The sequence below is a fragment of the Rufibacter soli genome (genome assembly GCF_054781795.1).
This window is the reverse complement of record NZ_BAAGTS010000002.1, coordinates 798219-814922: the sequence shown is the minus strand read 5'-3', so window position 1 is coordinate 814922 and position 16704 is coordinate 798219. Positions and strand designations below refer to the sequence as shown.

The 16704-nt window shown below is 51.1% G+C and carries 8 protein-coding genes; 3 read left to right on the top strand and 5 right to left on the bottom strand.

The window, feature by feature from the left end:
- Window positions 1–89: 89 nt before the first annotated feature.
- Window positions 90–656 (bottom strand): YMGG-like glycine zipper-containing protein, encoded by a 567-nt coding sequence (locus tag ACYVJQ_RS05435; RefSeq protein ID WP_460892049.1) that lies wholly within the window; start codon window positions 654–656, stop codon window positions 90–92.
- 539 nt (window positions 657–1195) lie between these two features.
- Here ACYVJQ_RS05435 and ACYVJQ_RS05430 point away from each other — a divergent pair.
- Complete coding sequence (locus tag ACYVJQ_RS05430) at window positions 1196–4864, top strand: AAA family ATPase (RefSeq protein WP_460892048.1); 3669 nt, start codon at window positions 1196–1198, stop codon at window positions 4862–4864.
- A 163-nt stretch (window positions 4865–5027) separates the two neighbouring features.
- On the opposite strand, the gene ACYVJQ_RS05425 is transcribed toward ACYVJQ_RS05430, so the two are convergent.
- Complete coding sequence (locus ACYVJQ_RS05425; RefSeq protein ID WP_460892047.1) at window positions 5028–6335, bottom strand: ammonium transporter; 1308 nt, start codon at window positions 6333–6335, stop codon at window positions 5028–5030.
- Window positions 6336–6695: 360 nt separating this feature from the next.
- Between ACYVJQ_RS05425 and ACYVJQ_RS05420 the strand changes: the two genes are divergently transcribed.
- Window positions 6696–7442 carry a thermonuclease family protein gene (locus tag ACYVJQ_RS05420; protein ID WP_460892046.1) on the top strand — a complete coding sequence of 249 codons (747 nt, stop codon included), beginning with the start codon at window positions 6696–6698 and terminating at the stop codon, window positions 7440–7442.
- 461 nt (window positions 7443–7903) lie between these two features.
- Entirely contained in the window at window positions 7904–11440 is a 3537-nt protein-coding gene (locus ACYVJQ_RS05415; protein WP_460892045.1) for a T9SS type A sorting domain-containing protein, read from the top strand.
- Between the two features lie 113 nt (window positions 11441–11553).
- On the opposite strand, the gene ACYVJQ_RS05410 is transcribed toward ACYVJQ_RS05415, so the two are convergent.
- The 3 genes from ACYVJQ_RS05410 to ACYVJQ_RS05400 are packed head-to-tail and all read right to left on the bottom strand — an operon-like array spanning window position 11554 to window position 16699.
- Window positions 11554–13446: an amidophosphoribosyltransferase gene (locus tag ACYVJQ_RS05410; RefSeq protein WP_460892044.1), complete on the bottom strand. Its 1893-nt coding sequence runs from the start codon at window positions 13444–13446 to the stop codon at window positions 11554–11556.
- 11 nt (window positions 13447–13457) lie between these two features.
- Window positions 13458–14993: an NADH-quinone oxidoreductase subunit N gene (locus ACYVJQ_RS05405; RefSeq protein WP_460892043.1), complete on the bottom strand. Its 1536-nt coding sequence runs from the start codon at window positions 14991–14993 to the stop codon at window positions 13458–13460.
- On the bottom strand, window positions 14990–16699 hold the full coding sequence (locus tag ACYVJQ_RS05400; protein WP_460892042.1) for a complex I subunit 4 family protein: 1710 nt from the start codon (window positions 16697–16699) through the stop codon (window positions 14990–14992). Before ACYVJQ_RS05400 ends, ACYVJQ_RS05405 begins: the two co-directional genes overlap by 4 nt.
- Window positions 16700–16704 lie beyond the last annotated feature (5 nt).

Below are 16704 nucleotides of genomic sequence, written 5' to 3'. Positions count from 1 at the left end.
TAGGAGTTTCAAATATTTTATTTTTCTGATAAAAAAAGCCCAAGCACAGGGCTTGGGCTTTCATATATTTTGAGGCGTATGCCCAAAGCTTACCAACTTTTTCTTCTGTACTCAGAGTCAGCGTATGGTTTTGAGTAGTCACCGTAGTCTTCGTTAGGCAAGAAAGACAGGTTAGACATGCTCATGATCTGCGGCTGACCAGCGGTATACCCAGTGTAGGCCATAGTGGCCGGAGCGGCTACCGCAGCAGTTTTGGCCGCTGAAGAAGAAGATTTTCTGGTTGAACCAGAAGATTTTCTGGAAGAGGAGTTATAAGCATAGGCTCTGTTAGCCGCTACGTTTCTGTTAAATTCAGCTTCGCGTTCAGCGGCGGCTTTTTTCTGTTTGTTGTCAATGATTTTACCAACACCGTAACCGGCGGCTCCACCAACAACTCCACCTACCACACCACCTACTACGCGGTTTCTTTTATGGATGATCGCACCTGCAGCAGCTCCGGTACCGGCACCAATTACCGCACCTTTAGCTTGAGGGCTCCACTTTCTATCTTGAGCCTGAGCATTATTGAAAGCAACAGACACTAAGAAAATCAGGCTGAATATTAAACTTAGCTTTTTCATAAAACTGTTTTTTAGAGTTTGTAAATTTTTACTCATGTACTGTGCATCTTGCAAGTCCCGTGCCAACTTTTAATTTTGAATCAGAATCTTTTTATCCTATTTAAAAAAAATCTGAATCGTTCTCCTTTATAGCTTGGCAAAGAATTTAGGTGCTTGAACGCATTCTGCAATATTTGGATACAAACACTTTGCCAACTTGCCCCAAAAAGGCAAAAAAAACTCCTGTTTTATTGGTTTTTCTTACCTCCTTCAAAACCACATCTTATAACTCATTGGTTTACAGTATTTTTTCATAACCACATTTTACAGGCTTCATTCTGCAAAGCGTTCCACCCCAAACGGGCTTTTCTCCAAAAATCCTTTGTCATAAGATTCACTCCTCTACTTTAATTCGCTCTTTTTCTGTTTCAGGGCTGTTTTTAGAAAAACGGCCCTGAAACAGAAAAAGAGGTACCTTATAAAAAGACATAGATTCATTGGGCGGCTTTCAGATTACCAGGGCACTTCTGCTTATTTACCTTCCCGTTCAATTCAGGAATCTGTTATCTTTACTAACCTGAATTTCTCCTATTCCCGTGAAGATAGCCGCCGTCCGATTTCTTAACCTCAATTCGCTGCAAGGCGAGCACCAGATCAAGTTCAATGAGCCGCCGCTGAGCGATTCTGGCCTGTTTGCTATTACCGGGCCTACGGGTGCGGGCAAAACCACCATCTTAGATGCCATAACGGTGGCCCTATATGGGCAGGTGCCGCGCCATGGGCGGGAGGTAGCCGAGATAATGACCCGCCACACCGGCGAGTGCTGGTCTGAGGTGGAGTTTGAAGCCCAGGGGAAATTCTACCGCGCCCGCTGGAGCCTTCGGCGTAGCCGTAGTAAACCAGACGGAAAACTGCAAAGCCCCGTGATGGAGCTTGTGGATGCTAATACCCAGGAAATATTAGAGAGCAGGCTTTCTGAGACCCGCCAACGCATTATTGACCTTTGCGGCCTGGACTTCCAGCAGTTCCTGCGGTCGGTGATGCTATCACAGGGAGATTTTACCAGGTTCCTGAAGGCCAGCGAAAGCGAGCGCAGTGAACTGCTGGAGAAACTCACCGATACCCGCATCTACTCGCAGATTTCGATGGCGGCTTATGAAAAGGCCAAAGGGGAGAAACAGAAACTGCAGGAGATTGAGCAACGCCTTCAGTTGGACCAGCTACTGCCAGAAGCCACCCGTCAACACCTGAAAGAAGAAGCCCAGCGGCTAAAAGAAGAAATCCTTCTGGCGCAGCAGCAGATAAGGCGGCATGCAGAACAACAGACATGGCTGGAGCACCTGCAAAAGCTTACCCAGAAAGAAACCACCCTTAGCCAGGAATTAGCGCAGGCACAAACCCGGCAAGAGGCATGGCAACCCAACCAGCAGAAATTACAGTGGCATGAGAAGGCCCAGCCCTTCCAGAGTGAGTTGGCGCGCTTGCAAGAGATACAACGCCAGGGCGAAACCGTGGCCCAAACCATAGCGGCGCTGCAGCAACAAATACCTGCCCAAGAGCAAAACGTAACCGCCCAAACAGAAGGGGCCAAAACCGCCCGTACCCAACACGGCCAGGCGCAGCAAACCCTTTCTGCCGCTGAGCCCAAGTTAGACCAGGTGCTGCAACTAGACTCGCAGTTGGCCGCCCAGCAAACCCAATACAAAATAGACCAGCAAGCCGAAGCCCAGGCACAGCAACAGGTACAGCTGCTTACAGAACAACAGGGGCAACAGCAGGCCACCCTGCAACAACTGGTTCTGGAGGGCAAGCAATTAAACGACTGGCTCAAAGAGCACGCCCTGGATGAGGAGTTGGCACAGACGCTTCATGAAGGTAAGTCTGAGCTGCGTAACCTAGAGGAAGTGCAGAGACAGCAAGCTAAGCTGCAGAAAGAACAAGCTGGTTTAAGGCAGATTTCAGAAAAAGAGGCTCAAAACGCCGCTTCGTTGCAACGGCAATTAGCCGTTATTGAGCACCAACTGCAAATCCAGCAGCAGCAACTCTCTACCCTGCAAAACCAGGCCGCCTCTACCCTGCAAGGCCAGGAGCAAGACGCGCTGGAACAACTTTGCCAGCAATTACCAACCGTATGCAGCCAACTTGAAAAGCAGCTGGACCTAAGCAAGTCCTATTTGCAGCAGGAAGCCCGGCGGCAAGAATTACAGTCCCAGCTAGCCACCACCACGCAAGACCTGCATCAGCGCCGCCTTAGGTTCACCCAAACCCAGGCCGACCGGGAGAAAGCGGTAGATAAACTCAAGGACCTGCAACAGATTATAGACCTGCAGCGCCAGATTCAGAAATATGAAGATGCCCGGGCCCAATTGCAGCCCCAGCAGCCGTGCCCGCTCTGCGGCTCCGTGCACCACCCTTTCGTAGAGTCACACGAACCGCAAACCTTGTCTGAGGCCGAGCGGAACCTACAACAGCAACAAACCAAGGTGCAGCAATTAGACACCCTGGAGCGTGAACTGGCCGCCGCCCTGCACCGCCTGGAACTCGCCGAGCAGCACACGCAGGAGCAGATTCACCACATCGGTCTGGATACCCAACAGCTGCACACCCAATTCACAAAATTGAACACCGCCCTGGACCTGGCCCATGAGATTGCCGTTTCAGACACCATAGACCAGTACTGGACCACCCGCAAAACCGAACTCCAACACGCCACAGCCACGCTGGAAAGCCTGCGCGGATTACGCGCCCAACTTGACCAGGCCCGGGCCATGGAGCAACAGCTTCTTTCTGAGCAGCAGCGGCATAGGCATGACCTGGAGATCACCACCCAGAAACGCAAACAGGCAGACGCGCAGCTAGCACAAGGCCAGCTGGAGCTGGATGATTTAACGGAACAGGCCCAAGTGGTGACCCAGACGCTGCAGGGGTTCTTCAGCACCTACGGCCTTTCTTACACGGGCACCAACGGTCCTGAGCTGTTGGCGCAGTTAGAGGTTAGACGGCAGACGCATGCCCAGAAAAAGGCGCTGTTACCAGAGTTGCGCGTAAAATACTCAGAAGCCAAAGCCGCCGCCGACAACGGAAAGGCCACCCTGGAAGACAAACAGGCGGAGCTTGGCAAGCGGCAAAACCATTTGCAAACGGCGCAGCAACAGTTGCAGGAACTTAGCCGGCAACGGGTTGCCCTGTTACCCGAAGGCGTGCAGCCGCAAGCGGAAAAACAACGCCTGCAACACGCCTTACAGCAGGCGGCCCTCACGCTGCAGGCTGCAGAAAGTGCCCTGCAGCGTGAGCAGGAACAGCTGAATCTTCTTAATCACCAACTAACCCAAAAGCAAAACGAGTATAAAGCCAGCCAGGAAACGCAGCAAGAACTGGAGACAGCGCTTTTACAGAAAATTCAGCCCTTAGGCTACGCCTCTTTGGCAGAACTGCGGGCCCTGCTGCTGCCAGAGCAAGAGGCGCGGCAGCTAAGGGCCGAACAGGACCTGCTCCAGAAAACGCTCACAGAACTGTCGCATAGTTTACAGCAGTGCCGCAGAGAGTACCAAACCGAAAAAGAGCGCCATCTTACTGAACTCACCCTGGAGGAAATACAGCCGCTTATGCAGGCGCTGGAAGAAGAGAAAAACCAACAACTATCCCAACGCACACGTCTTGACGTGCAACTGCAGCAGGATGACGCCCTGCGCGAGAAGCATCAACAATTAACCACCCAGCTAGACTTACAGAAGGGCGAGGCTGAGCGCTGGGACCGCCTCGCGCGCCTCATCGGCTCTGCCGACGGGAAGAAGTTCAGCAAGTACGCGCAAAGCCTTACCCTCGCCCGCCTGGTAGAATTGGGCAACCGCCACCTGCACCGCCTTAACGACCGGTACCGCATCTTGAAAAGCAAGGAAGAGGAACTGGAACTGCAGATCCTGGACTCCTACCAAGGTGATGCCATCCGGTCTGTGAACTCACTCTCCGGCGGAGAAAGTTTTCTAGTAAGTCTGGCCTTGGCACTGGGCCTCTCAGATTTGGCCAGCCACAAAGCCCAGATTCATTCGCTCTTTATTGACGAAGGCTTCGGGACGCTGGACGCGGAGACCCTGGACATTGCCATGGACGCCCTGGAAAGCCTGCAGGCCAGCGGCAAAATGATTGGTATCATCTCGCACGTTGAAGCTTTGAAAGAACGCATCAGTACGCAGATAGTAGTAGAGAAGCAGGCTGGTGGCCGAAGCCATATCAGGGTGGTAAGCGGAAATACCGTACTAGTTTAAGTATAGATGGTTTTCAGAAGTAGCATATAGTAACCATCCCTTGGGTCATATCCAGGTTTCTGTTTTGGGCCTGTTTTCCTGAAAACGCCTTTAAAACAGCCAAGGCCCTCCGTAAGAGGACCTTGGCTGTTTTACTTTCTGCTGCAGACTAAAGATAGAGTCATTACATTTTCTCATCGTGTTGGGAGAGGTCCAGGCCCAGTTGTTCTTCTTCCAAAGAAACCCGTAGTGGCGCAATCAGGTTAGTGACCAACAGCAACAGGTAAGAGCCGGCAAACGCGAAAATTGAAACCCCCACCATGGCTCCTAGCTGCACCAAAAACAATTTGGTTTCGCCATAGAAAAGGCCCTGGTCTGCCACGGCAGGATTCACGGACTTGCTGGCAAAAACGCCCGTTAAGAGCATGCCCACCATGCCGCCTACACCGTGGCAGGGAAACACATCTAAGGTATCATCTACGTTGGTGCGGGAGCGCCAGTCCACCAGCAGGTTACTGACAACGGCTGCAATCACCCCAATGGCAATGGAATGCGGTAAGGTAACAAAACCGGCTGCCGGCGTAATGGCTACTAACCCCACCACGGCCCCAATGCAGGTGCCTAGTGCAGAGGGTTTACGGCCTTTCACGGCATCAAAGAAAATCCAGGCCAGGGCAGCGGCCGCCGAGGCCGTCATGGTAGTGGCCAGGGCCGTAACCGCCAACGGATTGGCGCCCATAGCCGAACCTGCGTTAAACCCAAACCACCCAAACCACAGAAGGCCGGTGCCCAGCAGCACAAAGGTGATATACGCCGGTGAATGGCTCACCTCGTTTCGCTTCTTCAGGAAGATGGCAGAGGCCAACGCAGCCCACCCCGCCGACATGTGCACCACCGTTCCGCCCGCAAAATCAAGCACCCCTAATTGAAAAAGCACTCCCTGTGGGTGCCAGGTAGCGTGCGCCAGGGGGGCATAGATAAAAACAAAAAACAGCAGTATGAAAACGGTGTAAGAGGTAAACCTGATGCGCTCCGCAAAGGCGCCCGTGATAAGAGCCGGCGTGATGATGGCAAATTTCAATTGGAACATGGCAAACAGCGCCAACGGAATAGTGGGCGCCAGTTCCCATGGTGCTCCGTCCAATACATTACGCATCATAAAGTATTTAGAGGGGTTGCCAATAACTCCGCCAATTGAATCGCCAAAGGCCAGGCCAAAGCCAAAAACCACCCAGATGACCGAGATCATGGCCATACAGATAAAGCTCTGCAACATGGTGGAGATCACGTTTTTGCGGCTCACCATACCAGAATAGAAAAAGGCCAGACCGGGCGTCATGATCAACACCAGCGCTGAGGCGGTCAGCATCCAGGCCATGTCTGCCCCGTTCAGGTCGCCCTGCACCTGCCCGGTAGGGTTAGAAGGGAAAACAAAGGTGAGCAGTACAATAAAGAGCAGTACTACAAACGGAATCTTGGAAAGCTGGGTCATGCTGCAGAAGTTGGTTGTTGATAGGCCACAAAAGACTTTACAACTTCCAATTTCACAAATATTTCATGATTCCAAAATAAAATATTCAACAATACTACAGATAAACAAATAGCAAAATCATTAAAAAGAAATTTTGTTTGATATTTTGGCAATTACCTATTGTTATAATAAAACCCTAATAAACATACTGGCAAAAAACGCAGACATATTTTTCAGGATTACTAATTTATCGCTTTTAAATTGTACCGTGATGGAGAAGGTAAATTGTGATAGGCTTTTAATACTTTTTAGAATGGCCTTCCCTTCCCCATCAATCGCTTTATTCTCGTAACACGGTTATCACCCTAGACTCCTATACCTATGCGCTTCCTTTCTGCCCGTACGCCTTATGGTTTTTGGCTTTTGTGCCTTCTATTTTTACTGGCCTGCAAGAAAAAACAGGAACAACTGGTAGAGCAGCAAAAGGAAGGCCATTACCGGGTTATTGCTATTAAAGACGGCGACACCATTGAATTGCTCAAAGACGGGAAACCGCTCAGGGTAAGGTTACAGGGCGTGGATTGCCCTGAAAAGACACAGGCTTTTGGGGAGAGAGCAAGGCAGTTTACCTCAGACCAAGCCTTCGGGAAGTTTGTGCAGTTAAAAGTTAGTGACATAGACCGCTATGGCCGTACCGTGGGGGAAATTATTCTGCCAGATGGCCGCAACCTGAACTATGAACTGGTGAAATACGGTTTTGCCTGGCATTATACCGCCTACTCAAAAGACCAGGAATTGGCTCGGCTGGAGCAGGAAGCCCGCGCCCATAAATGGGGACTTTGGGCAGACCCCTCCCCGCAGGCCCCCTGGGACTTCCGGAAGCAGCGGAAATCTAATTCCGCCAGTCCGGCCAAGGCCTCCACACAGGCCAAAAGAGCTTCTACCGGGGGCGCTACCATTACCAATAAAAATACCCCCGTATATCTTTGCCAAAGTAAGGCTGCCACCACCTATCATATCAGAACCAACTGCTACCGCTTACAGACTTGCAAAAAAGGAATAGAAACGGTTACCCTTGCCCAAGCCAAACGCCAGGGCCGCACCCCCTGCAGTGTCTGCGCCCAATAACTTTTCCGCTTATTTTCAGATAACTGCCTGACTAGTTTCAAACCTAGTCAGGCAGTTTTTCTTTTAGCTTTTCCTATCCAAATCTCCCGCCTCTCCACAACAACTTGGCCCCTAAATTGGAAATCAGAAGAAATTAGCTGGCTTCCACTTTCCCCAACCTTTCTCTAAGAAAGGCCAACCTTTAGCATGGGCAGTATGCCCAGACCAAGGTCTCACCTATTCATTTCCACAACTCTTCCTCATCTCCTTAACCCCCTCATTTTAAGCCTGTTTTTCAGAAAACAGGCTTAAAACAGAAAATCTTGGCTTTTATTCATCGGGTAAAAAACCACATTCACCGGCCAAACTCGCCTGTCTACCTAATTGCCTTAGGCCTAAGAACTTATTCATAAGCAAAAAAGTTAACGCTCTCAAATACAGTATTTAACATTTTATAAAAGAGCGAATTACATATTTTGGTTATGAGAAATAATTGGATTGCCTGCAAAGGCAAAAAAGGGTTTGGGGCCTGGATGCTGGTCTGGGCTTTCTCTATTTTCTGGTATAGCCCCCTCCAGGCCCAAACCTCTTACCAACCCGGCGATTACCGTACCGCCTCCTCCGGAAGCATTAGCCAGCAGGAGGGCACTTCCCTACTGGAGCAATTCACCAGCCAAGGCACGTGGGTTGCTGCCTCCTACCCTGTACCGTCATCAGGTACGCTGTATATTATACACGCTACTCAGTTAGCGGGCAACCTTCAACTTAGCACCATACAAGTCTCCACCCAACAAATCCTCACCATTCCGGCAGGCGCTAAACTTACCATTGCCACTAAATTGGCGGTAGCCCCCTTCGCGGAAGTAGCCTTAACCGGCGAGGTTGAAAACAAGGGTCTCCTGCAATTACAGTCCTCCTCTAAGCTTACCATTAAGTCTCCTTCTTATCAAGCTTCCAACCTGCTCTGGGCAGGTACCGAAGACATAGATGCTACCTCTGAGCTTAGAATAGAAGCTGCCGTCCCTAATAGTCTTTTATTTAGCGCCGGTCAGCTTAGCCTGCAAACCCATGGATATTGGTTTGGCCGGGTCTCATTTGCCCCTACAGTAGCCAACACCACCTGGAAATTAACAGATAGCTCCGCCCCTTTGGCCGCTGATGCATTTAGTGTGGTACTACCGGCTAGTTCCTCATTGCTACTTCTGGATGGACCCTCCCTTTCCCTGTCTGTGGGCAAGGACATAACCTTAACTGGAGGCACCTATTTCCTGCAGAACCAAGCAAGCGGTACAGCTTCCTTACTGGTGCCGGTTCAATTAACCCTTCAAAACTCCACCTTCACGCTCAATCAAACCTCCAGTAGCGCCGCCGTCACTACGGTAGACCTAAAAGGAAATCTGGTTACAGATGCTACCTCTGCTATCAATAACATCAGCAACACAAGCGGCAGTGGGTTGCGGTTCATTGGTAATACATGGCAAACCCTCCAAGCAGTTGGAGCTATAAGCCACGTGTCCTTGACAATTAAACCAGCAGCCATGGTCAAACTGGGGCAGCACCTTATCCTGAACCCAAGCAACTCTACCAACGTTGGCACCTTTACTGTAGAAAATGGGGCTACGCTAGATTTCAGTGCTGATGCCAATAACAATGCCTATCAGGTGCAGGGCCAGGGCTATTTTAAACTAGACCAAGGCGGAACCTTATACATTACTAGCGCCCAGGGAATAAATGCTACCGGTGCCATCGGCAACGTAGTGGTCACAGACAGCCGGCGCACCTTCAATCAACTAGCTACGTTTGTATTCAATGGCAAAGTACCTCAGCAAACTGGCAATGCTTTTCCTAGCGTAGCTAGCGGCAAAGTAGTCATCATTGACAATCCTACCTCCGTCACAGTCACTTCCAGCTTTGGCGTTTCAACCAATGCCACAATATCTCCTGACGGCGGAAGGTTAGAAATAAAGCAGGGGGAATTTATAGCTACCCCTACCGCAGATGTAACCGGCGGAGGGAAATTGGTGATGACGGGCGGAACCTATAAAATTGCTGCGCTCACCACTGTTCCTCAACTAACCGGGGCCTATGACCTGACAGGTGGAGCGATAGAACTAACTGGGACCGGCGCCCAAACCCTTAGAGGAAAAATTTATCCTACTATCATTATTGGTGGAAGCAACACGCCTGGGGTTAACTCTAAAACCATTTCCACCACAACCACCATCAACCAGAACCTCACCATTCTGCCCAATGCTATCTTAGACATCAGCAACAAAACCCTGAAAGGAGACGGAGGCTTGACCATGACCGGAGGCTTGTTCAGGACCAATAAAACCACCACCAGCGTGCCCGAACTGACCGGCATAGCAAAACCTTACCAGCTCACCGGCGGTACCGTTGAATTTTATGGTTCGGTCAATGGGCAGTCTCAGTCTATACGAGGCACTTACGGCACCAATGCCCAGAAACTGACCTATCATCACGTGCTCTTAACGGCCACAGAAGCCAATACCCTCAATGAGTCTGGGAACCACATGCTCAGCGCAAGCTTTGACGTGACTGGAACCCTTACCGTAATGGCTCCGGCTGTATTGCAGATGGCTTCCAATAGGTCTGTAGGCGGAACTGGGAACTTCTCCCTGGAGCCGGGCGCCATGCTTTTGTATGGCTCGCCGCAAGGCATTAAAACCATTGGCACCGGCACTCTGGACGGAAACATTAGAGTGAGCGGCTCCCGAAACTTCTCTTCCCAGGCCAGTTACGGTTTCATAGGCAATGGTGACATGGTGTCGGGAGATGGTTTGCCTGGCACGGTGGCTAACCTGTTGGTAGCCAAGACAAGCTCGGGCGTTACCTTGTCTAAAACGGTGAACGTGGCTGAGGTCTTCACCCTTAAAAGCGGAACTTTCAAAACCGATAGCTATGAGTTGTCCATTTTAAGGCAGGATGTTAATGCCCTGCAACTGGCAGACCCTTCGTTTTATATCCAAGGTACTGTACGGCGGGCCGTGGGTACCAGCGGCACCTATTCCTTTCCGGTAGGCAATGCCGCTGGAAAAAGGCAGTTGGAGATTATGTCCATCGGGTTGAGTGGTAACGGCTTCCAGAGTTTAGTAGTTGGTTTTAAGCCCCTTTCTAATCACCAGGATGATGAAATGGCCGTAATAGAAGGCGGATACAGCTACACCCACATAGCCACCGAAGGAGTCTGGAACGTTGAGCCGAACACCACACCGGCAAGCGGCACGTTTACTGCCATTGCCTCTTTACAGGGGTTCACCAATCTGGAAGATAATAAATTTGCTTTGTTGACCAGACCCATCAATTCTACCTCTGGCAGCGACTGGCAAACGGGCGGCGGTACTTTAGACGCCCCAGATAAAGAAGGCCGAACGGTGGCTGGCGGCTATGCCAAACGGAACTTCATCACGCCTTTCGGTCAATTAGGTATTGCCACCCTAGAACCGGTCACCGTGCTTCCGGTCTCCTGGCTTTCCTTCACTGGCGAACGCAAAGGCCAAGAGGTGACTCTGCATTGGTCTACAGCCACTGAACTTAACAATGAGCGTTTTGATATTGAGTCCTCTGCAGATGGAAAACAATTCAGCGCCATAGGCAAGGTGCCAGGGTCTGGGAATAGCAACATCATCAAGCGCTACCAGTTCCAACATTTGTCTGAGGCCACAACTACCATTTACTATCGCTTAAAGCAGGTAGATCTGGACGGAAAGATTGAATACAGCAAAGTGATAGCCGTAAAACCAGGAACTAGGCTGCAAACCCAATTGGTAGCTTACCCTAATCCAGCCCAGGACTATCTGTACCTGACCAATTTCAAGACCGATTCAGCCTCTAGCCTGGAGGTCCTGGACATGAAAGGAAAGCGCATGACCCTGCCTCTCCCTGCCCTTCATGGTAATTCTCAAGTACTGGAAATAAAGCACCTGCCCGCTGGCAACTACCTCCTTCAGGTGAAATCTAGTGAAGGAATTCAGCAACACAGGTTTTTGAAACTGTAACCCGTTTTGAGCACGTTTTTGGCAAAACAGGCCCAAAACAGAAAAAAGGAAGCCGGCCCCAATAGGGAGCCGGCTTCCTTTTTATAAAGCAGTGTCAGTTTACACATCAGAACTTAATATGACCTGCCTTCTTTTCCTTCCATGAAGTTGACAAAAGCCCGGTTCACTACCCGCATACCCCCAGGGGTTGGATAGTTCCCCGTGAAGTACCAGTCACCCGTGTGGTTAGGGCAGGCCTCATGCAAACCTTCAATGGTCTGAAAAATCACCTGCACCTCGGCACGTACATTAGCGGCTTTCACAATCTGGGCTACCTTGCTGCTTACCTCCTCGGGCGTGAACTGATCATAGAGTTCCTGCACAAAGTTTTTCTCTTTGGCGGCACCAGATACCAGGGCGTCCTGGCATTTCTGGTAGACCTCACGGGCCAACTCTTCTTTATTCTGATCTTTCAGTAAACCCATCATGGCTCTAAACGCCACAAACTCCTTCATTTTTGACATGTCAATGCCGTAGCAATCTGGGTAGCGAATCTGCGGAGCACAGGAAACAATGATAATTTTTTTAGGCTCCAGCCGGTCCAGCATCTTGATAATGCTTTTCTCCAAAGTAGTGCCGCGCACAATGGAGTCATCAATTACCACCACAGTGTCCACGCCTTTTTTCACCACTTCATAGGTAGTATCATAGACGTGCGCTACCAAGTCATCGCGCGAATCATTGTCCGTGATAAAGGTGCGGAGCTTGGCGTCTTTAATGACCAGTTTTTCCATTCTGGGCCTAAACGAGAGAATGTTCTCCAGTTTCTCTAGGTCGCCGTTGGCGTCTGCAATAGCTTTGTGCCGGTAAGAACGCAGGTAGTCTTCCACGCCTTCCATCATGCCCATAAAGCTGGTTTCAGCGGTATTGGGAATGTAAGAGAACACAGTATTCTCCAGATCATAGTCAACTGCTTCCAGCACCTTGGTGCTTAACAGCTTGCCCATCATCTTGCGCTCCTGGTAAATCTCAGGGTCATTGCCGCGGGAGAAATAGATGCGCTCAAAGCTGCAGGATTTCTTCTCAAGCGCCGGAATCACCTCGCCCTCAGAGGCCTCGCCGTTTTTCTGGATGATGAGCGCATGGCCAGGGGTTACTTCCTTGATCTGGTCATACTCAATCCCAAAGGCAGTTTTGATAGCCGGTTTCTCAGAGGCCACCACAATCACCTCGTCATCCATGTAATAATAGGCAGGGCGTATGCCCGAGGGATCACGCACGACAAAGGCGGCACCGTAACCCGTGAGGCCTACCATGGCGTAGCCACCGTCAAAATCCTTGCAGGCCCTCCTAAGTACCCGGTTCAGATCCAGGTTCTCTTCAATGAGGGCTGTAATCTGCTCGTTGTCATGGTCGGGTTTGAAGTAGTCAAAGAGGCGCTGGTTTTCCTCATCCAGGAAGTGGCCAATTTTCTCCAGTACGGTGACGGTATCTATCTTCTGGCGCGGATGCTGGCCCAGTTCAGTGAGAACGTGGAACAGCTCGTCTACGTTGGTCATGTTGAAGTTACCGGCCACGGCCAGGCTGCGATTGCGCCAGTTGTTTTCGCGTACCATGGGGTGGCAATTGTCAACGCTGTTCTCGCCGTGGGTACCGTAACGCAAATGGCCCAGATACACATCGCCCAAAAAAGGGAGATTCTGTCTGAGCCATTCAATGTTCTTTGCGTTCTCTGGGTTCTTTCGCTTCAGCTTGCCGTATTTCTCGCTTATTCTCCCAAAGATGGCATCAATTGCCTTGGTTTTCACGGATCGGTAACGCGCAATGTATTCGGTGCCGGGGGTGGCGTTGATCTTTATGCTGGCAAAACCGGCACCGTCCTGCCCACGGTTATGTTGCTTCTCCATGAGCAGGTACATTTTCTGTACGCCGTACATGGGGGTGCCGTATTTCTGAGCATAGTATTCTAAAGGCTTACGAAGGCGGACCAGGGCAATACCGCACTCGTGTTTTATCGCATCACTCATGGTAAAAGGTTTTAAAGCGAAAGCACGTGTTCAATGGCTCTCTGCAACCAGTCTGCCTTAAAGAAGAAAAGCAGAACAGGCACGCAAAGTAAGGGTAAAAACACGTAACCCGCTACAGGAAAAACCAATTTCTGCAGGCTTTCATTCCTTTTAAAGAAGAGAAAGAACAGAACCCGTACATAGTAAAACAGGGATACAACGGTCAGTAATAACCCGCCTAGTAAAAGTACCATCCATACCACATTGCCAGACGCCTCATAGGCCTGCCACAGTTGGGTAAAGAGTAAAAGTTTGGCCATAAACCCTATCGTAGGAGGCAAGCCGATCAAGCTCAGCAGAAAAACGGCGGCCACTACTCCTAGCCACGGACTTTGACGCCCTACCCCACCCCAATCTTCCAGCTGCACAGACCCTACCGCCTTCTCCAGCACCCGAATCAACAGAAAGAAACCCAGATTCCCGAACAACAAAGCCGTGGCGTAAAACAGCATATTTCTTCCCGCTTCTGGCTGGCCCGAGATAAGCAATAGAAGCAAGAAACCTGCATGCGCCACCGAAGAATAACCCATAAGGCGCTTCACGTTTTTCTGCCATAACGCCGTAAACGTGCCTAAAACCAAAGTAACTACCGTGATTGATTGCAGAAGCCACAGGAGTGTAGTATTAGAAACAAGCAGGGTATCAGCCTGCGGTGCCAGTATTCTTAGTAGTACCAATGCCGCCGCCACTTTAGGGGCTGTGGAGAAAAAGGCCACTACCCCGGTGGGGGCAGCTTCATAGACGTCGGGTGCCCAGAATTGAAACGGGAAGCCAGCCAGTTTAAACAGCAAACCAGCCAGTACCAGCCCCCAGGCCACTGTCAAAATAAGCGGCGGTTTCAGACTTAATGCCTGCCAGAAAGCCGGCTCCAGGAACTGAAGGCTGCCGCTGAGACCGTATAAAAAGGAAATACCGTATAACATCAATCCGGAAGCGAACATGCCATACATGATGTATTTCAGGCCTGCCTCGGTTTTGCGGGCACTGTTCCGCCACAAGAATACCAACAGGTAAGACCCCACGGAGACCAGCTCCAATGACAAAAACAACATCAGCAGGTTGGCCGACCTTACCAGCAGGTTCAGGCCCAGCACTACCGCCAGTAGCACGGCGTAAAACTCAGAAGCCGTATTGTTACGGTCTGAAGCAAGGTTAGATCTGGTCCAGAGCACCAGCAACGAAAACAAAGCTGCCACACTGAACAAAAAACCACCCGCTAAGGCCAGTCCGTCTTGCCAGAGCATGTCCTGAAACAAGTACCCCTTTACAAAAGGAACTTGGCCCATGATCTGGAGAATTTGCCACCCCAAGCAAACCAAAAACAACACAAAAGTAAAACCAGGGAGAGTGCGGCGTAACTTAGGGAAAGGAAGCAAATCAAGGACAAGGACCAGCAGAAAACCCGACAGCAATACCATTTCCGGCACCAGCGCCTGGAGGCCGGTTACCGTCTGAAGAATAGATTCCCGGATGGCAGTTGGTTGGAGTGAAAGTACTTGCAGCATCATGGACCTACCATTGAGCTTGTAGCCCCTGCTCCCGGCAAAATATGCTTTAAATATTCTGCCACGGTGGCGCCGGAATTATCCAGCAACAGCGCCGGGAACAACCCAAACACCAGTACCAGCATTGCCAAAGGCAGCAGCATGATGATTTCCCGCGCGGTAAGATCCGGGAAAGAAGTAGGCAAGCCGGGCGTGACCCAGAACCGCCCGAAGAACATCCGCTGCAAGGTCCAGAGGTAATAGGCGGCCGCTAATACCAATCCGCCCGTGGCCGCCATGGCCATCCATTTAGGTAAGTTTCCGCCACCGGCCTGCGACCCGAAGGCACCCAGCAGTACCAGCAGTTCGGCAATGAACCCAGAAAAGCCCGGCAATCCCAAAGAGGCAAAAAAGGCCATGACCACAAATACCGTGAAGACCGGCGCCACCATGGCCAACCCCCTAAAATGCTCAATGTTGCGGTCATGCATACGGTCATAGATCACGCCTGCAATCAGGAACAGCATAGCAGAGATGAGCCCGTGACTGAATAACTGGTACAGGGCCCCGTTCCAGCCTTCGGGCGTGAGGGCGGCAAGTCCCAGCAACACAAAACCCATGTGGGAGACCGAGGAATAGGCAATCAGCTTTTTAAGATCGGCCATGGCCAGAGCGCATAAAGCCGCATAAATAATGGAGATGATACCTAAGAGACCAATAAACCAGGAAAAGGCCACCGCCTGTTCCGGAAATACTGGAAAGGCGATCCGGAAAAGCCCGTACCCACCCACCTTCAACAGAATGCTGGCCAGCAACACCGAAATAGGCGTGGGAGCTTCCACGTGGGCGTCGGGGAGCCAGGTATGCAGGGGCACGCCCGGCAGCTTGATCAGGAACCCTACAAACAAAAGCAGAAATGCCACTGCCCGGGCCGGGTAGCCTAGAAAGGTGATGCCTGAAGTGAGGTGTAGCACCGTACCTGGAATAAAGTTGGCCGGCTGCAGCATATCCGGGAGGTTGAAGGCGTGCACCACTTGCCCCGATGAAAGTTGCCCCTGTGCCAGAAGGGCCTGCACCTGTTGCAACCCCGCCGGACCCGTCATACCCACTTGTGCCGCCGTGGCTGCCGGGTCCATCACAGAGGCATACAACCCAATAAAGGCCACCAGAATAAGCACCGATCCCAGCAACGTGTACAGAAAGAATTTGATGGCCGCGTATTCGCGCCGTTTGCCGCCCCACATGCCAATCAGGAAATACATGGGCAGCAGCATGAACTCAAAGAAAAGGTAGAACAGGAACAGGTCCAGGGCCACAAAGCAGCCCACAATGCACCCCAGCAGCAGCAGGTACAAGCAGAGGTAGCCTTTCACCCGTTTCTGGATGCCCCAGGAGGATACCAGGCCAATGACCCCAATGATGCCCGTCAGCAACACCAGCGCCACGTTTAGGCCATCTACCCCCAGGTAATAATAGATTTTAAGCTTTCCCAACCCGCCCAGCGACATCGCTATCCAGGGCAGTTTTTCCTGGAACTGGAAGGTTTGCAAGATCTGCGTGGAACCAGCTCCGTCAAAGGAGGCGAACAATACTAAACTAAGCAGCAACTCCACTACCATAGCCCCCAGCGCCACGCTTTTCAGCAGCCGGTACCTGCGCGCGGGCAGACATAGCAGCACCAGGGCGGCTACCAACGGGACAAAGATGAGACTGCTTAACAGGTAATTCATGCAGA